Origin of the sequence: Metallibacterium scheffleri (assembly GCF_002077135.1) — a bacterium.
Taxonomy (GTDB): domain Bacteria; phylum Pseudomonadota; class Gammaproteobacteria; order Xanthomonadales; family Rhodanobacteraceae; genus Metallibacterium; species Metallibacterium scheffleri.
On the sequence record NZ_LDOS01000005.1, the window covers coordinates 33,713 to 55,202 of the forward strand.

Genomic DNA, 21,490 nt, shown 5'->3' on the forward strand with positions numbered 1-21,490 from the left:
ATGAACACGACTGCCGCCCGTGGCGAAACAGCCACGATCCCCGTTGCTTCCATCCACGTCGTTGAAGGATTCAACCCGCGCCGCGCGTTCCGCGAGGACGCGCTGAATGAACTCATCGCCTCGATCAAGGCGGACGGTTTGATTCAGGCGATCACGGTTCGCCGGCTCGATGACGAGTCCTACTCCCTGATCGCCGGAGAGCGGCGGTTGCGCGCCTGCAAGGCCATCGGCTTCGCGGCTGTGCCGGCGCTAATCGTTGATTGCGACGAACACACCGCGCGCACAATGGCCCTCAAGGAGAACACGGTACGCGACGATCTGTCGGTAGCCGAGGAAGCGCTGGCCGCACGCGAGGCAATGGACCTATGCGGCGGCGACCTGCAGGCAACTGCAACGCAGTTGGGCTGGTCGCTGACCCGACTGCAGTCCCGGCTGCTCCTGCTGACCGCATCACCCGACGTTCTGGATGCCGTCGCCCATCGCGCCATCACGGTTGCTCACGCGGAACTGCTGGCCGGGCTTCCGTTCGAGGCGCAGGACAAGCTCTGTACGCGCATCATCGAGTCGAATGTCAGTGTCGCGGACTTGCGTGAGCAGTTGAAGGGCGTGCTCATTCCGCTGTCCCGCGCAATCTTCGACCGCTCCGGCTGTGCCGGGTGTCCGCACAATACCGAGCACCAGCGCAGCTTGTTCGACAACGGCCTGGACGGCTCGTTCTGCAAGAAGAAGGCATGCTTCAATGAAAAGACAATTTTCGTTTTGGAAACGAAGCGTGCGAGTCTGAAAGACGATTTCCAAACAGTTGCGTTCGACAGCGAAAAAGACCCGGCCACCTATACGCCGCTGTCCACCGATGGCGCAACCGGGGTGGGCACGGAGCAATTCGCTGCATGTCGCCAGTGCATGCACTACGGCGCGCTGGTGCACGACAAGCCGGATGGCCGCCAAGGCACGGTTTCAAAACCCGTGTGCTTCTCGGTCGCGTGCAACCGCCAGAAGATCGAGGCGGCGCGTGCGGCCACGGTCGCAGCGGAAGGTCCCAAGGTTGCGCCGGCCAATGACGCAGTTCCCGCTGTGAACGGCCAAGCGCCGGCCAAGGCCGCTGCTGCGCCAAAGAAGGCCGTCGTGCCCTCTGCTGCAGGCGTCGCAAGCGCCACGCGCAAACTCATGGTCCCGGCCTACGAGGCTGCGGCCAAGCAAACGCTGACGCAGGACGCGCGCGTCCCGATTGCCCTCTCGATTCTCGCCATCGAGGACTTGATGAAGGCATCGGGCATGCCGTTCGCCAACCTGCACGGGGCTGGCGCAACCAAGGACCACATCAAGCGGTTGTCCGAGTACGTCTCGAAACCGATGAATGAACTGCTGCCGCTGTACCGGGCGCGACTCGAACAGATGGTGTCGCTGCACCCTGCGAACAGCTATGCGGCCCGCAGCGGCTACAGCGCTGCATCCGCCGCTGCGGCGATCTGCCATGCGTGCAGTGTCAGCCTGTCCGATCACTTCACGATGACCACCGATTACCTGCTCTCGCTGACGCGGGAGGGTATCGAGGCGGTCCTGGACGAAAGCGGCTTCGCCAAATGGATGCAGGCGCAGCCTGACGGCACCAAGAGGCTGAAAGGCATCCTCGCTGAGAAGAAAGCGGCAAGCGTAACGTCGATCATGGCTGCCGGTTTCGACTGGAAGCACTACGTACCGTCCGCTGTTCTGAGTGTTTCCCCAGCAGCACTTGCGGACGCAACGTAACGACTTGCGCCATTCGATTGCTGCTGTAGCTTCAAACCACTCTTTCTACATCGGAGCTTTCCATGACCCTGCTTGCGCAACTGCTTTCCGTGATTCGACCTGGTGACAGCATCACGCTGACACTCAAACGAATGTCCGATAACGTGGAGGTTATCGTGCAGCCCGTGATCGCCAAGGCCGACGATCCCGACCCGCAACTGGCGGGACTCCGCACACTGCTCATCACACCGTTCTACTTCACCGTCGCCAACGGTGGTGATGTGGATGCTGCGTGGGATCAGCATGTCACGGCCAAGACTGATTCCCGCATCGCGGTCATCAGCGCTGAGGATCACTACCTGGCGGCGGTCAATGCAGCGGTCGAGAGCAGCCGAAAAGCCGCGAGCGAGAAAGCCGCGAAGCCCGGCAAGGCATCGGGTGGCAAGAAAGCTCCTGTCGTCGTTACTGAGGCCGGCGAATCCGATGGTGCGGATGACAGCCCCGGCGATGATGACGCCGTGCCCGCGCCAGCAGCGACTTCAACTCCGCCCGTAGCGTCCGCCGCACCTGCTGGGGCTGCGCCAAGCCTCCTTTCCGACCTTGACCTGTGAGTCCCGCCATGACCGAGATCATCCGCGCACGCCGTGTGTTCCGCCACAACTCCACGACATTTCAAGACCCGGCCCCCGATCTGCCGCCCGAGCAGGCGGTGAGGCTCTTCGAGCGTGCGCGCCCCGATATTGCTCACTGCACGCTCGAAGGCCCGGTCGCCGAAGGCGACACGCTGGTCTTCACGCTGGTCAAGCCACCGGCGCAGACCAAGGGCGCGCAGGGCTGATGTCATGTCGCGCCCAAAGTCCGCGTCCACAACCAAGAAGCGCGCCGCGCTCAGCGCAGCGTCCACACCCGCACTCGCAGCAGAAAAGGTGGATGACCTCGCCGCGCTTGATGCTTGGGCTGATGCCTTTCAAGGTGTGCGCTTCGATGAAGCGCTGCACAAGGTGATTGGCCTGTTCATCGTTTCTGCCACCGAACGTCGCAGTCTGCTCGATCCGTTCCAGGTTCCGTTCGCATGACGTGGTTTATCCAGCTACCTGATGCTGCGCTCCGCAAGACTCACTCATCGGTTTACGCGGCCATTCCGCACTTCACGCCGTTGCAGCGATACGCGCTTTCGAGCCGCATGAAAAACCTTGCCCGTGACGGCGTGATCCCAGCGCGCCGCTTGCGGTCGCTGTTTGCGAGCAAAACGACTGGCGCTGATGCGGGCGTGAAGCGCCTTGGTGCCACGACGCTTCGCAACTCATGGTCCGCGTTCGAACCCCGCCCCAAGATACCCGTGCAAGCCGTCACCGTGTTCGATCCACGCTTCGATTCTGCATCCGTGCGACATGATCTGGCTGACATGGCCAAGGCGCTTTATCGACGCGGGTGCCTTGATATTGATCTCGCGCGTCTGAACGCATTGACTGGCCATGCCCTGCATGGTGCCCTTGTGGATGGATTCGACCGCGACCAACTCAATCAGGCGCGGCGACTGCTCGACGCAAGCCCGTTCTCCGTTGGTGCGCTCACTGCCGATTCGCTGCACTGGGAGATCAATTCGGCAGGATCCTGCCTCCTGGATGATTCCGAGCGTGAATCCGATGTACGTGACCGACTATCGTCCTTGGTGATGTTTCCACGTTCCGGCACGCTGGGCGCAACATTTTCCTGCATCGATCTGTCGCAGCCTTGGGCGATGAAACTCTCTGCTGCGTTGGTTCGCTTCTGCGTGCCGTTCTTCTCCATCGGCGCGCCACATGAGTTTTTCTCAGGCTCGTTTTGGGGCAACGCACTCATCGAGACCGTCACGGCGTTTTCCGGGTCGTGTGCGATCACGGAGGACGGAAGCGTTGCGCTTGACCCCGACCTCGTTGAGCACCTGGGCCTTGAGTTTGGTTTTGATGCGCTCGACTTCGATGGTGAAATAGGCGAGCGCGTGCGTGAACAGGTGCGTTACATCAAGACGGTCGGCGCAAGCCCGGCTCTGTTCGATTCCGATCTTGAAGCGGTCGCGTCGCTGCGCGACGAGGCTGCGCGACTCAGTGGTGTCAATGGCCTTGTTTTGCAGTCTGTCGCCTCGCTGCTCGAACGATTCGGTTCCATGCGTGACTCGTTGGCGTGTGACGCCGAATTCGCCGCAGAGTCTCTCAACGAAGAGGTTCCGTTATCTGGCATCCACCTGTTCCCATCGTCCAGCTACGGATTCCATTCGGAATGCGTTGATGAAATCCATCAGCACATGATGGAAATAGGCGGCGATGCTGGCGTTGTTGTGCGCTCCGAGAACGCGGATGCGCTGGCGGGTCTTGCCTCACTGCAGGGCGGGTGTATAGCTGCGTTGTCCGCGTTGCTCGCCAATCTTTCTCAGGAGTCACCATGAGCGCTTCCATCCGCCCCGTCTGCGCATTGCTGGTCCACAAGCAGCGTGATCTCGGAGGCCCAACCGTTGTGACGGCCCACCCAATTCGCGCCGCTGATGACTCGCAGCCGCCGATGCTGGACGCAGGTCGCATCCTTGGCCGCGACGATGTGGAGGAACTGATATGCCTGCTACGCGACCCGGATTCCGGCACGCAAGGCCGTGCGACCTTCTTCCCGCCGAATATCTTGCTGGCATCGCCGTACCGCCTGGTTTGGTTCCAGCCTGCTGCGCGATCCAGGCAATACTGGCGCCGGCCCAATGAGGTTGTACACATCGATGCTGTGCTGCCGCCGCTGGTGTTCACGGCAACCCGCCACGGCCTCTTCGTGGTGGCGCTTGGCAGTAATGACTATCCACGCGAGCACGACGCTGCGTTTCATGCGCCGCTCGGCAATGTTCACGATCACACGGGTGTCTGCTTCGGGAGCGCACGTATTCCGCGAACGCTCGCACCATCCTCGACTCGGGACTGGACCTACGTACTGCTGGGAACCAACTACACCCATGTCAACCACGGGAACACACTGGCTGGCGGCGCGACGACGGATGAACTGGTGGCCTTTTGGAAACGCCGCGAACGTAGCGGGTCGCCCCCTTCTAAACGCTTTCTTGCGCCCACCGGCATGACCCTCGGCCAATGGATCGAGCGTGTTTCCAACCCTGATAGTGACCGCGCATGAGCCTGATCTACGCTGCTGCCGGCATCAGCGCACTCGAAACAGCAACCGCGATGGGCATGCCCGTCGCCCTCGCGCCCATCGACAGTGCGTTCGAGCGTCTACACGAAAACGGGTTGCGCCTCATCGTGGCCGCTGACGGCCTCTACATCGAGGCGCGTTCGTCTCGTCTGTATGCCCTACGCCGTGTTGCTCCATGCGTTACACCGTTCGGATCGGTTGCGGCGCGGCTGCTGCTACGCGCTGGCCCGCTGCCACGCGCCTTGCTGGATACGTTCAGCCAGATGGCGCAGACGGCGCACCCGCGCGAAGCGGCGGCGCTGGCGATCTCACGTGACGGGTCAAGGTATGAACTACACGTCCCGCCAGCGAACGGTCAGGCTGGACGTATCACCTACGACGACACCGGCTATGCAGACGATGACATGGTGTTCGATCTGCACAGCCATGGTCCTTTCTCCGCCGTGTTTTCTGCCACGGATGATGCGTCCGACCGCAGCCGTGGCGTGCCGCATATCAGCATCGTTCTCGGGAATTGCAAATCCCCTTCAACGATTGCGTGCGCGGCGCGCTTGTGCGCCGGGCCGTATCTGCTAAATCTGTCGAAGCAGGACATTTCGGAGATTCTGCAATGAGTTCGCCCTTCTTCATCACGCCACAGAACTTCGCATCCGACCGGAAGGTCCGCGTTGTCGTGGCCGGCGCTGGCGGCAACGGCTCGCAGTTGCTGGACGGCCTTGGTCGACTCGACCGCGCCATCCGGGCGCAACTCGGCGCCGGCCTCGAAGTCACCGTGTTCGATCCCGACACCGTTTCCGAGGCCAACCTGGGTCGCCAACGCTTCGGTGTTCATGACATCGGCTTCAACAAGGCCATTCTCATGGTCCACCGGATCAACGGGTTCTATGACCTCGATTGGCAGGCAGCACCCAGGGCGTTTAACCCGAGCACCCATGCGTCGTTCGATTTGTTGATTGGATGCGTGGACAGTGGCCAATTCCGCCACGCTCTCGGCAAGTTCTGGCGCTCACGGCTCAGCGATTCCCTGTGGCTCGACCTTGGCAATGGCGCAGACTCCGGCCAGGTCGTGCTTGGACATATTGGGAAAGCTGGTTCACGGAGTGACCTGCGGCTACCAAACGTGTACGACCTGTACGGCGACCAGCTTCTCGCTGGCGACCACGACGATATGCCGTCCTGCTCGCTGGCCGAGGCGCTACAGCGTCAACGCTGGTCGGTGAACCCGATCACGGTCAGCGCCGCGTTATCACTCCTTGACGGCCTGTTCCTGCGCGGTGGATTGCAACATCACGGTGCGCTAGTCCGCATTGATCCACTCAGCATCGTACCGTTGCTTGTTGACCCCGAGCAGTGGGGCGCAATGGGCCTGTAGTTCAAAGGTTTCGCTTCGCACTCATCTAATCGCTATAGGAGGTTTGCGCCATTCAATCATTGTGTTTCAATTCTCTCAGCACCATCCCGTATTTCAACCAAGGAGTTCATTATGGAGTTCAGCAACATGACCGATGAGCAGATCGAAGCGTCCATCGCCGCAGGCAAAGCCGAAAAGGATCGGCGCGAGGCCGAGCGGAAAGAATCGGTTGTCAAGCGCATCGTCGATGATGTCGTCAACTCGGGCGCGAACTTCGATGATGTCATCAGGGCCCTGCGTGACGCCAAGGCGGCCATCAAAGCTGCTGCCGGCAACGAGGCGCCGTATCGTAACCCAACCACCGGCGAAACGTGGTCCGGGCGCGGCAAGCATCCGAAATGGATTTCCGATCATGTCGCCAATGGCGGCAACGCTGATGATTTCAAGGTCGCGGCCTGACTTTATTTAGTCATTCATAGATGCCGAAAAGCCCGCTTTGTGCGGGCTTTTTTCGCTCTTGCACGAATTCGACTCTATGGCATGGTGCCTGTGCCTAACGGATGGAGTCCACCGCCATGCTGCACGCGCTTACTACTTTTTTTCTCGCGTACGTCTTCGGCCTGTTCCTGTTCGGAATTGGCTTTCGCCTGATTCCGCGCAGCACCGGGTTTGTGCTGCTTTGCATCGCGCTCTCTGTACTCGCCATAGCGATTCACGGCATGCCGTCGAGCATCGCCTCGCACCGTGCATCTGGTGCGATCGCTGATGGCTTTCTGCTGCTGTCATTCGCCATGAGCCTGGCCGGCATCTGGCAAAGCGCGCGCCACTCGCGCAAACGCTCGCGCTAGCGGTGGATGATTGCCGCTGCGGCGTGGACGTAACTGCTTCCGATGGGCGGCAGATCAGTATCGAGTTCCACGGCCTTGCTGATCATGTCTAGTACCATGTCGTAATAGCGGTGGACACCGGCTGGGTGATAACGTTCTCGCAACACGGGATCACGCAGCGCGCCGATGCACGCAAGGCGTGCCCCCGCCGGCGTCGCCACTTGCATCGCCAACATGTCTCTGCTTGCTGCCGAGACGATCCATTCATCCAGAGCCTTGACCATCAGCCTGACCGCATCGCTCTCCGAATCCTTGATGATGCCCGTCGCAATGGCAATTCGCGCCAGCATGGTCCCGATCTGCTGGATGATCGCTTCCGGGTTCACCTTCTCTCCGAGCGCCCGCAGCGCCTCGATCTTCCCGATACGCCAGGTTTCGGCCTGGGCAAGTTGGGCAGCGATGCCTGTGGCTCGCTGCAGCAGCGTTGCGCACGCGTCGACCGTGCAAAAGCCGGTTCCATCCGATAGCTGCACGCAGGCTTGATCGAACGCCCATTGATCGACCGGGGTAATCACTCCGACATGGCTGCGCAGACGATGGTCGAGAATCAGCAGCATGGCCGCATGGATGATCCGATTGTTGATGCGCCGAGCGTACCGCGAGAATTCACCCGCCAAATCGACGATGGGCACTATCTGCTGGCCCGCATCGAAATGTGCCCAGGTGAGGCTGCGCGTGAGTAGCGCGAACGCGTGCGCGTCGCTGGTGAAACCGCCCACGTTGACCCATCGGGTCGTGATCGATGCGCTGGAGGCATGCTTCAATACCACCGCGAGCGCGATCATGTCCTTGTAGACGCCCATGGCAACGGCGGGCATGCGCTGCCCGTCAATCAGCACGGTCCCCGACTCGGGTTCCGCAGGCGTGACTTCCGCAGCTTTCGCGCCACGCTTTGATTGCACCGGATGCGGTATCACCGGCGCCTTGCAGGCCAGGTGCGCGTGCATGTTGACCTGCACGCAGTCGGGCGCTGCGGCCATATGCTGCGTAAGGAAGGCCTCAAGTGAGGGCGCGCTGATCGCAGCCAGGCTGGCCATTGACTCGTACCGCAGCCGTTCGCTCGGCATGCAATCCGGTGAGATGGCCGTGAGTTGCGGCGGCATCCCCGTCTGAAGCAGCGCGAGCACGCGGTTTCCGACCGTGGATGGCGCTCGGGAGGACAGGACAGTCCAAACCTCTCTTTGCGGCATCACCATCGATAGAAAGGCTTTCGCCCCCAAATCCTGCATCGAAATCTTTTCCATGAAGTAATACCTCCTATTAGCCTAGCGTATCGGATGGAACTGGTTTTGCAAGGCTGTTCCAAGTTGGCTCAATCTGCCTTTGAGAGGCGGATTCGCCGCGTCGCGACTCCTTCGTTCATTGCATGATCCACCGTGGACCCATCCCGGTGACTAGCAATGCGTATGGAAGCTGCTCTTGTCTCGGCGCGCGTGGCCGCCCTTCTTGGCCAAGGTGAATCACTGCATGACGTGCGCGCAAGAATCCCCGGTGCAACCGATCCGGCTTTCGACGCACGTCTGAAGTATGGACAGGCGTTGCTCCGTCGTGCCCCAGGCCTGTTCCGTGGACGTGCCGGCCAAACAACGCTGCGCATACTGGATGCCATCGACCGTCTCCCCTGTCGCAAGCGTCATGTCGCGCTCGCTGCGCTTCTCATCGGCCCCGTCCTGATCGCCTTCTTCGTGCTTCAGCCTTTGATCGAGCACTACCACGACATCGAATGGGTGCGCGCCGCTGCGCCTGAGTCCGCCGTTGCGCAGGGCCTTTCCGACCGGCTGCTCCTGCTTCAGCAGGATGTTGGGGAAATGCCGGCAATGCCGGACGGCATCGCGCGACACGCCAACGCGGCACTGCAATCCGTTCGATCCGCAGAGCATGACCTGAATGGCCTCCAGGTGTGGGGCGGCCCCGGTAGTTCCGTGCATGACACGTATTGGAGCCTCGGAGAACTATCCGGCTCACAACTACACGCCGCCCTTGTGCACGACCGCCCTTTGTTGACCGACGCGCAATACCAGGTTGCCCGCGCCGACAGCGAACTCGCGCTGGCGCGTGAACTGGCTTCGACCAGCAATACGTGGGACGGCGTCAGCAACAACATCCCCGCGGATTTGCCTTCGGATCTGATCCCTGCCTGGACGCAAGCCGCCGGCCAGTTGCATGCGAGCCTCGAAAGCGGGAACGTCAATGCGGTGCACACCGCAGTCGACTCCCTGAAAACTCTCCAGCAGGCAGGCTCGATCGAGCAGACCATCGCCAGCGACCAGAACGCCCTGAGCGGTCCTGCGGCATCGATTGCTGCGCCGATCATTGTGTCAATCCGCAGGGACATCGCCAGCGGTGATGCGTCCGGTGCGAATGCCGGCCTCGCAATGCTTAATGCGTTGGTTGCCCGCGTGCGGTCATCCTACGTGCTGCACATCGCCAATCATGCCGGGATTGACACGGGCATCGTCAGGCGTGACCGACAGAATGGGAAAACGGCCTGCTACGTGGTGGTCGAGGCGCTCAGTGCTCAAGGCGCCCCCGTTTCCATCCCGGTCTATGACAGCGAGCTGTCCAAGTGGGCTGTCGCTCACACCTATGGCGTACAGGTTTCGCTCGCGCAGTACCGGACGTTCATGGATGACAAGGCCACCGGCGCACTTCCTGTCATGGCAGGAACGAAACCACCTGGCGCGCTGAATGCGGCCTATGACTTCCCCGTCATGCGCGGTCGTATCACGGTCTTTTGAGGCTTGCCAAATCACGCTCTTGTTGTAGGTTGGCTCTACACATACCTACACTCTAGGAGCGCGTAATGAATGGCGTTAATCGCTGCATAATTGCAGGCAGGCTTGGTGCTGATGTCGAGTACCGCACGACTGCGTCAGGGTCCGGAATTGCATCCCTGCGCGTCGCCACTACGGCGCGTTGGAAGGATAAGCAGACCGGCGAAATGCAGGAACGCACGGAATGGCATCGGATCAAGCTTTTCGGTCGCCAGGCCGAAATTGCCAAGGAGTACCTGAGTAAAGGTAGCGTCGCCTACTTCGAGGGTTCATTGCAAACCGACAAGTACACCGGCAAGGATGGCATCGAGCGCTACACCACAAGCATCATTGCCAGCGACATGCAGATGCTCGGGAGCCCACAGCACAAGAACGATAGCCGTGAATCCAGCCAGCCGCGTAACGCCGCATCAGGCGGTGGATCGCGCGGTGCCGCCCCTGCTGCTGATGGAACCCGGCGTCAACAGACGGCGACGCGCACGCCTGTTGGCGCAAGTGATGACGATGGCGAATTCGATGACATTCCGTTTTTTGTACGACGCAACACCGAGCGCGTCTAGCCGAATACCTGCGCCGCCGGATGTGCGCGTCCGGCGGCTACACGTTCATCCACGACGCCCGGCAACAATCATCGCTGCCGTCGCCGCGCCAGTTCCGATGCCCAGCACTATGAGCGCGTCGATCGACGGCTTCCTCGTCAGTACAGCGCCTGCCGCGGTCATCGCGCTGGTCAGAAATATGAAGCCAACCAGTATCGCGATACCTCGGCCATAGATACCTGGCACACCCGATCCTGGACCGAACGCACGCGCTGCGATTCGTGCCCTGATTCCGGTGAATAGCAGCGCCACGTAACCAGCAATGATGAGCACCGCCACTTCCGGGTGGCCGTCGACCGCCGTCATTCCCAGCATGAACCCGGCATAGGCGACGGCAAGTGGCACTGCGAACGCTTTCACGATTGGATTCATGCGCGCGTGCTCATGGGTGAAATGCAGGCCTCCGCTGATCGTACTTGCCACTGACTGCGCTCATGCAAGACTCAAGTGTACCCCACCACGGAGACATCCTATGGACTCATTTGCTCGTCGCGCGCTCCCTTCGTGCGAGTCATGCCTACATGAAGTGCAAGAAAGGCTTTATGAGGTTCGCAATGCTCGTGGACAGATTGTTGCGCTGGCCTGCGACCGTTGTTACGCAGCCGCGAGTGCTGTCGTTGCGTCCGTCAACCGCCGCTTCGGCGCCCATTACGTCGATGGCGTCTGTGTGGTTGGACCCATTGGGTCGCCGTCGTACCGAAGTCTGGATGAAGCCAGGTTAATTCTTTCGCGATTGGAGGAATCGGAAAATGGTTAGTTGCGTTTTCATTATCCCGGTGTCAGATTCTGTCACTCCACCCCAACCACTGGAGACGCGACATGGCACTCCCCAATCTGAAAGGCATGACCAAAGCACAGCTCGATGCTGCGATGAAGGAAATCTCCGAGCGGCGCGCCGAAATCGAAAAGGAAACGTTGTCCAAAGTGCGCGAACAGATCGATGGCGTACTCAAGAAAAACGGCTTGAAGCTGGAAGATGTTTTCCCACGCCTTGCCAGGCAGCGCAAAGGCGCTGGATCTTCGGCCGCGGCGAAGTTCAAGTATCGCGACCCGAAAGATCCATCCAAGGTCTGGAGCGGCCGCGGCAAGCGCCCGCAGTGGTTCAAGGACGCGCTGGGTTCAGGCGTGAAGCCCGAGAGCTTGCTCGCGAAGTAATTGCGCGCGCGCCAAGTCGCGCACCTGCAATGGGTGCGCGACTTGGGTCGTCGATATGATCGGCACGGAGCGCTGGGATGTTGCCCGATACCGGGCCTACATCGCGGGTAGCTGCGTCGATGCCACTGGCGTGAAAACCACGCCTCCTCGCCGGCGCTCGCTGGAACTGGACGAGCAAGTGCGATTCTTCGGATTCGTCGATCTTCTTGGCGAACGCAATCCGCAACTTGCCGACGCCTTGCTTGATGTCTATGCGACCGCCAACGGCGGCAAGCGACCCCGTGGCGAGGCTGGGAAACTGCGTGATAGCGGCGTGCGGCGTGGCGTGCCTGACATCGAAATTTGGGCTATTTGCAAAAGGTGGTTGGAATCAGCACTTGGGTCAACCCAACTCGCCTTCCTCGGTCATCTCGACCAAGGTTGGAATGTGGGGTCCGTATTCCACCTGCCGTTGGAGGCCGGTGGTTGAATCTGCGGGCCTTGCCCCTGGCACCCCGGGGGCACTGCCCACCCAGCGTGCATGCTTTGCATACAAGGTCTTGGCCCGAATGACTTCGTAGCTGTAGCCACGACCCATGCGATTCGCAACCTTGATCAGCCCGTTCTGACACTCCGTGAAACCGTTGGTGATGGGAACCGGCGCATCCCAGTAGGCGAAGATGTCCCCGTAGTGGTTGCGAACCGTTCGGGCGAGAGCGTGGAAGGCAGGCAGCCTTCCCGGCGGCAGTGAGTTCTCCCACGCTTCGAACGCCCGCATCGCCTCCGCCTTGCTGGCCTCGTCGTAGATGGCGTAGAAGGCCTCCTTGAAGTCGTAGGCCTCAGCCAAAGCAGGGATGTACTCACGGAGCGCAGCAAGCGCCAACGCCTCATCGCCGCTGAGGGATGCGGGCCGCTTGAGGGTCAGCCAGCGAATCGACTTCTTCACCTTCAGCCGCTCATTTCGGTCGAGCGTTGCCTGATGCTTCTTGCGCTCCGCTTCCAGGGCTTCCGAGGCCATTTTGAGTACATGGAACTTGTCGATCACGAGGCGCGCATTGGGAAAGTAGGGGCCAAACGACTCCTTGAAGGGCCGCCACATGTCCGTGCAAACCCATTCCACCTTCTCTCGCCCTGGCAGATTGCGGAAGTACGGCGTCAGGTGCGCCTTGGTGCGCTTTTCGAGCATGTCGAACACGCTCTTGGTAGCGAGGTTGGTGATGACGCAGCGGCAGCCTTTGGCCAGATTAACTTCGTCGATGCCCATGATCACCGGCGTCTCGTAGCGGACGGTGCTCTCGAGTTCCTTGATCAGATCCAACGCGATGTTGCGGATTGAGCTCACGGCGAGTCCCGTCTGCTGGGCAAGCCCGGTAAAGGTCATTCCCAGGCAGCGGGCGCGCACGGCGTCGACCAGTCGCCGGGTCGCGCGCCTGCGCTCGTCCATGAAAGGCAGCTCCAGCGTCAGGGTCGTGCCGCAGCTTTCGCATCGGTAACGCGGGCGATCGATCTGCAGGCGCACGGGCTGCATCTGCAGGGGGGTATCGGCAAACGCAATCTCCCGATGTCCATGCCGATACAACGGCTTCCCGCAGCTTGGGCATGCGGGCTGGCCCGCCTGGATGACTTCGGCAACGATGACAATGACGCCTTCCTCGCTCCGAAGGTCCACCGGCCGAATGCCCGGCAGGTTCAGGAGGTCAAGCATCGAGGTCGTCCAGCTGGATGGTCTGTCGATCGCGGATCAGCTCGTAAATCAGGTCCGTCAGCGCCGCCATCGCCTGGCGATCGGCCTTCAGCACCTGGGTGGCGAGCTTCTGATGCGAGCTGAGGGCGCGAACGACACCCTGCTGCACGGCCCCCGGCAGGTTGCCCTTGAGGGCTTGCTCGCGGGTGTTGTTCTCCACCTGCGCCATGACCACATCGCTCTCCTTGGCGATCGCGGTGATGTGGTTCACGAACGCGGCCTGATCCCGAAGTGGCGTGGCATCTCCGAACAGCCGATTCAGCCGGTCGATGATCTCTTTGAGATAATGGCGGTCGTCGTCCTTCTTGCGCCCGCCAGGGCCGACCGGTTTGAGGAGCGGTTTCGATCCGGGGTCTGATCCTTCGCCGCCCGCCACGCGAGCCTTGATGTCGAATCCGGACAGCACCAGACCGCGCAAATCGACATGGTCTGGCGGCACACCCTCCAGGCGCTTCTGGAGCAACCGTGCGAACGCTGCGAAGTTTTCGAGCTCGGGGTCCCCGAAATCGATCAATTGCGCCACGTAGCCATAGGTGCGGCAGAACCGGCCTAGGCTGCTCTTGAACCCCATCAGCACGGTGAGTTGCTGGGCGTAATCCTTGCGCTGGTGCTCGGCGGACTTCATACCATGCTCGTCCTGGTTCGCGCGAGCTTTCTCGAAGGCCAGCTCCCAGGTCACGATGGCCTCGCGCAGCATCCTCAGCTTCTGGTTGAACAGCCGGGTGGGCCGCTCGGTGGCCGCGTACAGGGCCTTGTGCTGCGGTTCCTGGGCCTGGGTGATGTCGCGGATGGTTCGGAAGCGCGCCTGCTTGAAGCTCGCCAGGTCCTCGGCCTCGTAGAAGCCCTGGGCGTCGAGGGCGTCCTTGATCTCGTAGACCACATTGGGATCCTGAACGTCCTCCAGGGCGGCGCCGTCGTCGTACTTTGCAAAGGCCGCCCGCACGGCGGCCGGATCGTTGATGAAGTCGATGACAAAGGTCTCGTCCTTGCCGGGCGCCGTGCGATTCAGGCGCGAGAGGGTCTGCACGATCTCGACGTCGTTGGCGATCTTCTTGTCAACGTACAGGGCGACCAGCCGGGGCTGGTCGAATCCGGTCTGGAACTTGTCCGCGACCAGCATCACGCGGTATTCGGGCTTCTCGAAGGCCTTGGCCAGGTCGCCCGCGGCGCCCGGGTTCATCGACTGCTCGGTGAATTCTTCCTTCGGATCCACCACGAAGGCATCCCCTGCCAGGCGCTCATCGTCGGCGTGCATGACCTGCTTGCCGGTGAGCTTGCCGGAGAAGGCCACCAGCGAGCGGATGCCGGCATGTTCCGGGTGCTTGGCGATGTAGGCGTCGAAACCCTTCTTGTAGCGCACGGCAGCGGCGCGTGAACTGGTCACCACCATGGCCTTGGCCTTGCCGTCCAGCCGCTGCGCCACGTTGGCGCTGAAGTGCTCGATGATGAACTGCACCTTTTGGGTGACATTGGTGGGGTGCAGGCTCATCCACTGGGCCAGCGCCCGCTTGGCCACCTTGCCGCTGACGCGCCGCGTGTCCTCCAGCTGCTTGGCGAGGTTAAAGGCCGTCTTGTAGGGCACGTAGCCCAGCAGCACATCGAGAATGAAGCCCTCCTCAATGGCCTGGCGCATCGGATAGCGGTGGAAGGCCTCGGGGGGGTTGTCCTTGCTGGGCTTGCGGCCGCCCCGCGTGCGTCCGAACAGCATGAACGTTGCATGTTTTGGCGTCGCGGTGAACGCGAAGTGGCTGAGGTTCTTCGGCCGCACCCGGGATTTCTGCAACTGCTCCAGCAGCTCATCGACACTCAGCGCGGCTGTGCCGCCTTCCGTAGTCATGGACAGGGCCGTCTGCAGCTTGGCGGCGTTCGTGCCAGTCTGGGATGCGTGCGCCTCGTCGATGATGACGGCAAAGTGCCGATCCCTCAGCTTCGGCTCGGTCACGATCGCTTCCAGCGCGTAGGGGAAGGTCTGGATCGTCACCACGATGATCGGCGTCCCGGCGATCAGCGCCTCGGCGAGCTGCTTGCTTTTGGACTTCGAGGACTTCTGGCGATCGATCGCCGCGATCACCCCGAACTGGTGGTCGATCTGCTTCACCGCGTCCTGCAGCTGGCTGTCCAGCACCGTCCTGTCGGTCACGATGACCACGCTGTCGAAGACGGCCTCGCCGTCGTCGCTGCGCAGCTTGATCAGATCATGGGCCGTCCAGGCGATGGTGCTGGTCTTGCCGGATCCGGCGCTGTGCTCGCACAGGTAGGACAGACCGGCGCCGTGGGTCTTGGCATCCGCGACCATCCGGTTCACCGCATCCCACTGGTGGAAGCGAGGAAAGATCAGGGTTTCCTTCTTGGACCAGTTCCCGTACAGGTCCACCACATCCTTCTTCTCGATGTAGACGAAACTGTGGAAGATCCGCAGCCAGGCGTCGCGCTGGCAGACACGCTCCCAGAAGTAGGCGACGGGGTACTCGCCGTCGGCGCGCGGCGGGTTGCCAGCGTGACCATCCTGGCCCTGGTTGAAAGGCAGGAAGAACGTGTTCTCGCCATCCAGCTTCGTCGTCATCTGGATATCCGAGTCCGACATCGCGAAGTGCACGATGGCGCCGCGCTTGAACGTCAGCAGCGGCTCCCGTCGCCGGGTCTTGGGATCGAGCGGCAGCCGGTCGGCCTTGTACTGCTCCACGGCGGTTGCAGCCGACTGGGTGAAATCGGTCTTGAGCTCGACGGTCGCAACCGGCAGGCCGTTGATGAAGAACCCCAGGTCGATGGCCAGCTCGCGCGCCGGGTGGTACTTCAGCTGGGGCACCACGCGCAGGATGTTCGCCGCATAGCGCTTGAGTACGTCGGCGTTGCGCCGGTCCTCGGGCGCGGCTTCGGAAAGGTCGATGTGGCCGCAGCCAGCGATGGAGAACCCGCGCCGCAGGGCGTGCACGGTGCCGTCCTTCTCCAGCACCTTGGCCAGGCGATCCATCAGCGCACCGCGCGGATCATCCGGATAGTCCTTGCACAGCTTGGCCCACTTGTCCGGCTGCGTGGCCTCCAGCCAGGCGACCAGATCATCCGGGTACAAAGCATGCTCCATGTCGTAATGCCGGGTGTCGCCAAGGAGCCAACCCCGTTTTTCGAGCTGGGCGACGAGGTAGTCCTCGAAGTGTTTCTCGTGGTGTGCGGCCATGGCGCTGCTCCGGATCAATGCAAGGTCTGCGGTCTACCGCAGCACTGTTTGAACTTCCTGCTCGAACCGCACGGGCAGAGATCGTTGCGGCCCACCTTCGGTGAGGCGCGCCGCGCGGGTGCACTGGCCCGCCCGCCCGCGGGGCTCTTCTTGTGTTTCGCCCAGTAGGCATGGATGCCCACCAGTGCCGGCACGATGGCATCCACCCACCGCTGCGGGTCGCCTTCCTGATCCGTGATCTCCATCCCAGTTGCATCGCCCAGGCGCAGGAAGGGCGTCACCAGGCTGGTGCCGTCGGCATCACCTATGGCTTTGAAAACATCCATGGCCCAAAGCGCGGCCCAGGCCTCGGCGTCGAAAAGCTGCGTGGCCTTGAGAAAGCCCTCGCACCACTCCGGCGCACCCCACGCCACGCGGCGGTAGAAGACCGGCTCGAACGATGCGGGATCCTGCTGGAAGGTTCCGATGATCCGGTTTGATAAGCCCATGAGGGTGCTCAACACCTCGTTGGCCTGCTGCTCGCTCTGAAAGGTCACTGCCTCCTGACCCTGCTCGAAGTCCCAGACCCAGGGCAGCCAGGCGGAAGGCAGCACCAGGCCGGGGCCAATCGCCAGCGCGGTCAGCCAGCCTTCGAGCGTGGCGACATCCATGGCTTTCGGCGCGTCATCCGCGGCGAGAAATTCGCCCAGGCGCTGCAGGTCGTCATCGGTGACGGTTTTCATGGGCTGCATCGGTCGTTTTCCCTGTCGGTCAATGCCACGTCGCGCGGGTCGATCTGACCGGTGACGGCGGCAGTAATGAGGGCGGAGCGGCGTTCATGGCTCTTCCACCTGATTGGGGTTGGCGTTCAAGATCACCGTCACCCCAGGCGCCTGAAAAGGCGTCATCCAGCTGAAATCACTTGCAGGTGGATTCAAATAATTCATCGTGATGCGTGGCGACGCTGCATCGATCTCGCTGATGCCATTTCCTATCATTGATTGAAAATAGAAAACATTTGTATTGAAGAAGGCAGCAAACCAACGCCACTTCTCACTGACGCGCTGCTCCTTGTGAGCCAGATTTGACACGATGATTTCTCGATAGTGCCCGTAATATTCCGCCACCGACTTTGATTTGGTTGGCATGTAGTCTGCATGCGGATAAATGGAATCCAGTAGGACCTGCCCTAACTCGTTTTGCGCAAAAATCGCATAACGTGGGCAGTTGGGGTCTCTAATCAATCTGTCCAGCTCTTGCTTTGCCGACTCGGTCAATGCGATCTGTGGATTGTGCGCTGCTTTTTCGCCGTTTACCGCTTCCTGGTAGCCGGTTCCGAGGATGTTGGAATCGGTGCAATAAACATTGCCGACAGCAACGGCGCCGCGCACCAGAAACCCCATGTCCAGCAATGCGTGCGCAATCTGAATGGCCTTGATCGACACGGCAATCAAGGCAGGGTAACTCGAATCATCGGATATTGGAGCCGAGACCACCATACTGTCCGAACAACTCAAACACTTGAGACACAGATCAGCCGGATACTCGGAGTTTCTGCCTTCCGTTGCTATCTCTCCCGGGATCACCTCGTTAAACAATCTGCCCAAGGCGTCCAATTTATCCTTGCAGTTTTCAGCTCCTTCAACAAATTTGGAGAACCCCAAAATATCCAGATAGGCAACTGCATATTTCTGGAATTTCATGCGTTATATCCGCATGCCAAATCAATCTTCCCCGTCACGGCGGCGGTGATGAGGGCGGAGCGGCGTTCTTTGAGGAGGGTGATGCTGCGCTCAGTTGTCTCGCCGAGTCTTTCCATTCGCGCACCACGATGAGATAGGTCAACCAGAATCTCGTCCTGCTCATCAAGTGGCGGCACGCAAACATGCAGATCCCGGAAGTACTCCCAGTACAGTCGCATCCGGAAGTCTGCGATACCTCGCGAGAATCGGCGCATTTCTTCGACAGCCATGGGCGTGCGAAGTAGATTCTCGATATAAGTGCTGCGCAGTTCGCCTGATGGTTCGGCCACGACATAGGCTGGACTTACCAAGCCATCAACTGCGACGGCACCAAACGCGCCCTGCCACGCACGCATCATGTTGTAAGCGAGATCATTTGGCCGGACTCGCTTGTACTTGGTGCGGTCTTCGATCTGGTAGATCTGCCGGTCCCGGTCCTCGGGCGCAAGCTCGTCATCCGTGATCCCGTCGTGGATCGAGATTGAGAGGATTGGCAGCGACGGATCACCGGTTCGTACAGCCTCCCGATAGAGCGACCCAAGCCGGCAGACCTCCCAATGCTCCGGCACCTCCCCGATCCACTCCACGCCGGAATCCTTCATCTTCACGTTCGGGTCGAGGCCCTTGGTGACGGCGTGCGTGATCAGCGCCTGACGCTTTTCCTTCAGCAGCTCGATGAAGCGCGTCTTCTTCGCGATCAGCGCGTCGATGCGGGCGGTTTCGCGGTCGAGGCCGGCGGCGATGGCGCATTGTTCCGCGATGGGCGGGATCGCTGCCCGGTAGTTACGCACAAACTCATCTGGTACGCGCTTGAGTCCGCCGCTGCCGAGCATTTCCGAGGCGCCTGGCCGCCTGAAAGAATCGGCAAACGTCAACGCGTACAAGTAGTCGCGATCAATCGCGGTTGCCCGCAGTACCGTCAGCTCGGTCGTGCCGAAGCCATGACCACCCTCCAGACCACGAATGACAGCGCCTTTACCATTCTCGAAGCAGGGCGTGACCTTGGCGTAGACAACATCGCCTTCCGCGAAGTAGGTGTATCCGCTGCGGCACTCATCGAGCGGCTTGCGCCCGTTGACATCAAGTTCGCCTGCCTCGCCAATAGCCTCCATCGGCAGGAACGGATACTCCGTCTGTTGTCGCTCAAGCTCCCGCCATTCCGGCGCGGGGTTCAGCGCCGCGGCGTGTCGCAGCCGCTTCACTTCCCAATGCTCCGGCACCTTTCCAATCCACTCCACACCGGAGTCCTTGTAGGCTGGATAGCGCTTGTAGTGGCTCATGTCGCGCCCCAGCCAATGTCGCGGAGCAAGAAGCCCACAAGCTGCACCGAGGCCTCCGCGTCCTCCATGCACACCGGCTGCAAGTCTTTACCTTTGGCAGCCTGTCGCTCCCTCTCAGAGGACTTCCCGCGCGCGTGCAACCGATTGATCACCGTAGCCGCACCTGTCAGCCCTTCGCGTTTGTCGGAGTCGTCGGGAATCTTCTTGATCACGTCCTTGAGATCCTTTGCGTTGGCTGCCGTGCCAGTCCAGGCAGCGAGGATGACGCGAGCCGTCTCCCGGCAGACGTCCGCAACGGGTACCGGCTGCTGCCGATGAAACGCGTCGGTCAGTTGGTCCAGTGCCTCCTGAATACGCGCGGCGGCGACGGGGCTGCCGTCACGCGCCAACAGGGTGTCCGCAAGTATCGGCAAAGCTCCAAGGGATGAGCGTGCGCGCAGGGTGAACAGCAGCTCGCCGCTGGAAATGCGCTCAACGGCCACTATGCGCCAAAGCGTGGTGTCTGGAGCTTCGCCAAGCACCAGTTCCATGCTTTCAATGCGTTGTGCGTCCGGGAAATCACCGATTCGAGCTGGCCTGTAGTAGTCGTCGGCCTGCCAGCCACCACCTACGCCAATGTGGGGCCCATAGGGATAGTTGTGCACCCGGTCTGGGCTCAGGATGAGGCTGGACGGATTGGTCAGGACGTACAGGCGGCCTCGCCGGATCCGTGTCACCGGATCAAAGGAATCTTCCCGGAAGAGAGGAGACGGGCAACCCGGCGCGTCATGGGATGGCGGCGACCCCGCCCACGTCGCACGCGTCAGGACGGGCGTCGGGTGGATGGCGCGAAAGAAGTTGCCATCCCCTTCATAGGCCAAGTCTCTACGTAGCGCAAAGTACGAAATCATGGCGTGCCCTCCCGCCAGAGGTCGAAGTTCTGCCAGCCCTGCGGGAACCCCATGTCCTCCCAGAGATCCGGGCGCTCCGCGATCAGCATGCGCATCCGTTCGCGCCAGGTCGATCGTGGGCTGATGATGCGCATCAGCCAGGCCAGCACGGTCAAGGCGTTGTACAGGCGTCTCGCTTGCGCTGGATCGTGCTGGAGTTGCGCGACGAGCTCAGACGGCTTCTTCGGCAACGCGAGAGCGGCCACCACAAGTCGCCTGTTCCACAGCCGAGCGTGATGCGCGCAAACATTGCGGATGTAGGCGAGGTGCTCGACGAAGGAGCCAAAGGGCCTTTCGTGGAGCCCATAGGCGTCAGCGATGGCCTGACGATCGGGGTGGTGCTTCAGGGACCGCAACCACTTGGACAGATCACCCAGCGACAGCGCCTCGCACAGGGCCCAGATCGGCGGTTCCTCATCGCGGTCGAGGTAATGCCGCAGGAAGACCTCTTTCCGGTCGTTGTAGAGCGTTTCAACGCGCCGCAAAAGATCCGGGTGGCTGGCATTGAACAGTGTCGCGTTGCGATGCGCAATCGGCCCGTCCCGGTGCCCCAGGACATAGGCCCAGTGGGTACGAAGGGACACCTCGAAGCGCTCGATCACGTCGTTGATCTCCAGCCGCAGGCGGCGGTCGAAGTCGTAGAGGTCGATGACCGCCTCGAACGTGGTGCCCGGCCGGAATGGATGCTCTCCGACACCGTCGGGCTGCTCGTAGCCCATCCAATAACCGCGCAACCGGTAGTAGTTGATGTGCCCGAGATAGTGCCGGGCCCGGTCCTCGTCGACGATGGTCATGCCGCGCCGACGCAGCAGAGCGATTTGCTCGTCGAGCGTGGTGGCAGGCTTGGCCGGGGCTTTGCGCGGCGTGTTCACGCGCCGACCCAAAATGAAAAACCCGCCAAAATGCGCTTGCCGACCGAAGTCGGTAGAGGCGAGGCGGGCATGGTTAACGGGAAGCATACCGCACTCGTTGCCAAGCGCAAGACCGCGCCGCGAGGCGGTTC

At 61.3% G+C, this 21,490-nt stretch carries 23 protein-coding genes; 14 read left to right on the forward strand and 9 right to left on the reverse strand.

Translation table 11 applies throughout. The features are described from left to right. From Mschef_RS15460 to Mschef_RS15505, 10 genes are all read left to right on the forward strand, one after another. Positions 1 to 1,749, forward strand: a complete 1,749-nt coding sequence (locus Mschef_RS15460) for a PRTRC system ParB family protein (protein WP_168708928.1) — start codon at positions 1 to 3, stop codon at positions 1,747 to 1,749. Between the two features lie 62 nt (positions 1,750 to 1,811). After that, positions 1,812 to 2,339 carry a hypothetical protein gene (locus Mschef_RS15465; protein WP_081130128.1) on the forward strand — a complete coding sequence of 176 codons (528 nt, stop codon included), beginning with the start codon at positions 1,812 to 1,814 and terminating at the stop codon, positions 2,337 to 2,339. A gap of 8 nt (positions 2,340 to 2,347) precedes the next feature. Further along, entirely contained in the window at positions 2,348 to 2,566 is a 219-nt protein-coding gene (locus Mschef_RS15470; RefSeq protein ID WP_081130129.1) for a PRTRC system protein C, read from the forward strand. A gap of 88 nt (positions 2,567 to 2,654) precedes the next feature. Beyond that, positions 2,655 to 2,804: a hypothetical protein gene (locus tag Mschef_RS17815; RefSeq protein ID WP_168708927.1), complete on the forward strand. Its 150-nt coding sequence runs from the start codon at positions 2,655 to 2,657 to the stop codon at positions 2,802 to 2,804. Then, entirely contained in the window at positions 2,801 to 4,153 is a 1,353-nt protein-coding gene (locus Mschef_RS15480) for a hypothetical protein (protein ID WP_136256459.1), read from the forward strand. The genes Mschef_RS17815 and Mschef_RS15480 overlap by 4 nt, the downstream gene beginning before the upstream one ends. Continuing rightward, positions 4,150 to 4,875, forward strand: a complete 726-nt coding sequence (locus Mschef_RS15485) for a hypothetical protein (protein WP_081130132.1) — start codon at positions 4,150 to 4,152, stop codon at positions 4,873 to 4,875. The genes Mschef_RS15480 and Mschef_RS15485 overlap by 4 nt, the downstream gene beginning before the upstream one ends. Beyond that, positions 4,872 to 5,507, forward strand: coding sequence for a PRTRC system protein A (locus Mschef_RS15490; RefSeq protein ID WP_081130133.1), 636 nt, complete (start codon positions 4,872 to 4,874; stop codon positions 5,505 to 5,507). Before Mschef_RS15485 ends, Mschef_RS15490 begins: the two co-directional genes overlap by 4 nt. Then, entirely contained in the window at positions 5,504 to 6,265 is a 762-nt protein-coding gene (locus Mschef_RS15495) for a PRTRC system ThiF family protein (protein ID WP_081130134.1), read from the forward strand. The genes Mschef_RS15490 and Mschef_RS15495 overlap by 4 nt, the downstream gene beginning before the upstream one ends. A 111-nt stretch (positions 6,266 to 6,376) precedes the next feature. After that, positions 6,377 to 6,703: an H-NS histone family protein gene (locus tag Mschef_RS15500; protein WP_136256458.1), complete on the forward strand. Its 327-nt coding sequence runs from the start codon at positions 6,377 to 6,379 to the stop codon at positions 6,701 to 6,703. 116 nt (positions 6,704 to 6,819) lie between these two features. Continuing rightward, positions 6,820 to 7,092: a hypothetical protein gene (locus Mschef_RS15505; protein ID WP_136256457.1), complete on the forward strand. Its 273-nt coding sequence runs from the start codon at positions 6,820 to 6,822 to the stop codon at positions 7,090 to 7,092. On the opposite strand, the gene Mschef_RS15510 is transcribed toward Mschef_RS15505, so the two are convergent. Next, positions 7,089 to 8,375, reverse strand: coding sequence for a hypothetical protein (locus tag Mschef_RS15510; protein ID WP_136256456.1), 1,287 nt, complete (start codon positions 8,373 to 8,375; stop codon positions 7,089 to 7,091). The two genes, Mschef_RS15505 and Mschef_RS15510, sit on opposite strands and share 4 nt — an antisense overlap. 156 nt (positions 8,376 to 8,531) lie before the next feature. On the opposite strand from Mschef_RS15510, the gene Mschef_RS15520 reads away from it, so the two are divergent. After that, a complete protein-coding gene (locus tag Mschef_RS15520) occupies positions 8,532 to 9,869 on the forward strand; it encodes a DUF6384 family protein (protein WP_136256455.1) in 1,338 nt (445 codons plus the stop codon). Between the two features lie 65 nt (positions 9,870 to 9,934). Next, on the forward strand, positions 9,935 to 10,465 hold the full coding sequence (locus tag Mschef_RS15525; RefSeq protein WP_081130139.1) for a single-stranded DNA-binding protein: 531 nt from the start codon (positions 9,935 to 9,937) through the stop codon (positions 10,463 to 10,465). A gap of 45 nt (positions 10,466 to 10,510) precedes the next feature. Here the strand turns inward: Mschef_RS15525 and Mschef_RS15530 are convergent, their stop codons facing one another. Next, positions 10,511 to 10,876 carry a hypothetical protein gene (locus tag Mschef_RS15530; RefSeq protein ID WP_081130140.1) on the reverse strand — a complete coding sequence of 122 codons (366 nt, stop codon included), beginning with the start codon at positions 10,874 to 10,876 and terminating at the stop codon, positions 10,511 to 10,513. A 447-nt stretch (positions 10,877 to 11,323) separates the two neighbouring features. On the opposite strand from Mschef_RS15530, the gene Mschef_RS15535 reads away from it, so the two are divergent. Beyond that, positions 11,324 to 11,659, forward strand: coding sequence for an H-NS histone family protein (locus tag Mschef_RS15535; RefSeq protein WP_081130141.1), 336 nt, complete (start codon positions 11,324 to 11,326; stop codon positions 11,657 to 11,659). Between the two features lie 55 nt (positions 11,660 to 11,714). After that, the gene (locus tag Mschef_RS17360) at positions 11,715 to 12,128 is read left to right on the forward strand and encodes a hypothetical protein (RefSeq protein ID WP_136256454.1); all 414 of its coding nucleotides are present in this window, start codon (positions 11,715 to 11,717) and stop codon (positions 12,126 to 12,128) included. Here Mschef_RS17360 and Mschef_RS15540 read toward each other — a convergent pair. The 7 genes from Mschef_RS15540 to Mschef_RS15570 form a co-directional block, all read right to left on the reverse strand. Beyond that, a complete protein-coding gene (locus Mschef_RS15540; protein ID WP_081130142.1) occupies positions 12,042 to 13,343 on the reverse strand; it encodes an ISL3 family transposase in 1,302 nt (433 codons plus the stop codon). The genes Mschef_RS17360 and Mschef_RS15540 overlap by 87 nt on opposite strands. After that, positions 13,336 to 16,557 (reverse strand): type I restriction endonuclease subunit R, encoded by a 3,222-nt coding sequence (locus tag Mschef_RS15545; RefSeq protein ID WP_081130143.1) that lies wholly within the window; start codon positions 16,555 to 16,557, stop codon positions 13,336 to 13,338. Before Mschef_RS15545 ends, Mschef_RS15540 begins: the two co-directional genes overlap by 8 nt. Positions 16,558 to 16,571: 14 nt before the next feature. Continuing rightward, positions 16,572 to 17,279, reverse strand: a complete 708-nt coding sequence (locus Mschef_RS15550) for a UPF0149 family protein (RefSeq protein WP_168708926.1) — start codon at positions 17,277 to 17,279, stop codon at positions 16,572 to 16,574. 93 nt (positions 17,280 to 17,372) lie between these two features. Next, on the reverse strand, positions 17,373 to 18,239 hold the full coding sequence (locus Mschef_RS15555; protein ID WP_136256453.1) for a hypothetical protein: 867 nt from the start codon (positions 18,237 to 18,239) through the stop codon (positions 17,373 to 17,375). Beyond that, the gene (locus tag Mschef_RS15560) at positions 18,236 to 19,558 is read right to left on the reverse strand and encodes a restriction endonuclease subunit S (protein ID WP_081130145.1); all 1,323 of its coding nucleotides are present in this window, start codon (positions 19,556 to 19,558) and stop codon (positions 18,236 to 18,238) included. Before Mschef_RS15560 ends, Mschef_RS15555 begins: the two co-directional genes overlap by 4 nt. Further along, positions 19,555 to 20,448 (reverse strand): hypothetical protein, encoded by an 894-nt coding sequence (locus Mschef_RS15565; RefSeq protein ID WP_081130146.1) that lies wholly within the window; start codon positions 20,446 to 20,448, stop codon positions 19,555 to 19,557. Before Mschef_RS15565 ends, Mschef_RS15560 begins: the two co-directional genes overlap by 4 nt. After that, a complete protein-coding gene (locus Mschef_RS15570; protein WP_081130147.1) occupies positions 20,445 to 21,446 on the reverse strand; it encodes an Abi family protein in 1,002 nt (333 codons plus the stop codon). The genes Mschef_RS15565 and Mschef_RS15570 overlap by 4 nt, the downstream gene beginning before the upstream one ends. Between the last annotated feature and the right edge of the window lie 44 nt (positions 21,447 to 21,490).

What these genes read in the sequence shown, in the direction of transcription:
- Mschef_RS15460 (WP_168708928.1), top strand. Translation starts at nt 1, where the DNA reads ATGAACACGACTGCCGCCCGTGGCGAAACAGCCACGATCCCCGTTGCT.
- Mschef_RS15465 (WP_081130128.1), top strand. Translation starts at nt 1,812, where the DNA reads ATGACCCTGCTTGCGCAACTGCTTTCCGTGATTCGACCTGGTGACAGC.
- Mschef_RS15470 (WP_081130129.1), top strand. Translation starts at nt 2,348, where the DNA reads ATGACCGAGATCATCCGCGCACGCCGTGTGTTCCGCCACAACTCCACG.
- Mschef_RS15480 (WP_136256459.1), top strand. Translation starts at nt 2,801, where the DNA reads ATGACGTGGTTTATCCAGCTACCTGATGCTGCGCTCCGCAAGACTCAC.
- Mschef_RS15485 (WP_081130132.1), top strand. Translation starts at nt 4,150, where the DNA reads ATGAGCGCTTCCATCCGCCCCGTCTGCGCATTGCTGGTCCACAAGCAG.
- Mschef_RS15490 (WP_081130133.1), top strand. Translation starts at nt 4,872, where the DNA reads ATGAGCCTGATCTACGCTGCTGCCGGCATCAGCGCACTCGAAACAGCA.
- Mschef_RS15495 (WP_081130134.1), top strand. Translation starts at nt 5,504, where the DNA reads ATGAGTTCGCCCTTCTTCATCACGCCACAGAACTTCGCATCCGACCGG.
- Mschef_RS15500 (WP_136256458.1), top strand. Translation starts at nt 6,377, where the DNA reads ATGGAGTTCAGCAACATGACCGATGAGCAGATCGAAGCGTCCATCGCC.
- Mschef_RS15505 (WP_136256457.1), top strand. Translation starts at nt 6,820, where the DNA reads ATGCTGCACGCGCTTACTACTTTTTTTCTCGCGTACGTCTTCGGCCTG.
- Mschef_RS15510 (WP_136256456.1), bottom strand. Translation starts at nt 8,375, where the DNA reads ATGGAAAAGATTTCGATGCAGGATTTGGGGGCGAAAGCCTTTCTATCG.
- Mschef_RS15520 (WP_136256455.1), top strand. Translation starts at nt 8,532, where the DNA reads ATGCGTATGGAAGCTGCTCTTGTCTCGGCGCGCGTGGCCGCCCTTCTT.
- Mschef_RS15525 (WP_081130139.1), top strand. Translation starts at nt 9,935, where the DNA reads ATGAATGGCGTTAATCGCTGCATAATTGCAGGCAGGCTTGGTGCTGAT.
- Mschef_RS15530 (WP_081130140.1), bottom strand. Translation starts at nt 10,876, where the DNA reads ATGAATCCAATCGTGAAAGCGTTCGCAGTGCCACTTGCCGTCGCCTAT.
- Mschef_RS15535 (WP_081130141.1), top strand. Translation starts at nt 11,324, where the DNA reads ATGGCACTCCCCAATCTGAAAGGCATGACCAAAGCACAGCTCGATGCT.
- Mschef_RS17360 (WP_136256454.1), top strand. Translation starts at nt 11,715, where the DNA reads ATGATCGGCACGGAGCGCTGGGATGTTGCCCGATACCGGGCCTACATC.
- Mschef_RS15540 (WP_081130142.1), bottom strand. Translation starts at nt 13,343, where the DNA reads ATGCTTGACCTCCTGAACCTGCCGGGCATTCGGCCGGTGGACCTTCGG.
- Mschef_RS15545 (WP_081130143.1), bottom strand. Translation starts at nt 16,557, where the DNA reads ATGGCCGCACACCACGAGAAACACTTCGAGGACTACCTCGTCGCCCAG.
- Mschef_RS15550 (WP_168708926.1), bottom strand. Translation starts at nt 17,279, where the DNA reads ATGAAAACCGTCACCGATGACGACCTGCAGCGCCTGGGCGAATTTCTC.
- Mschef_RS15555 (WP_136256453.1), bottom strand. Translation starts at nt 18,239, where the DNA reads ATGAAATTCCAGAAATATGCAGTTGCCTATCTGGATATTTTGGGGTTC.
- Mschef_RS15560 (WP_081130145.1), bottom strand. Translation starts at nt 19,558, where the DNA reads ATGAGCCACTACAAGCGCTATCCAGCCTACAAGGACTCCGGTGTGGAG.
- Mschef_RS15565 (WP_081130146.1), bottom strand. Translation starts at nt 20,448, where the DNA reads ATGATTTCGTACTTTGCGCTACGTAGAGACTTGGCCTATGAAGGGGAT.
- Mschef_RS15570 (WP_081130147.1), bottom strand. Translation starts at nt 21,446, where the DNA reads ATGCTTCCCGTTAACCATGCCCGCCTCGCCTCTACCGACTTCGGTCGG.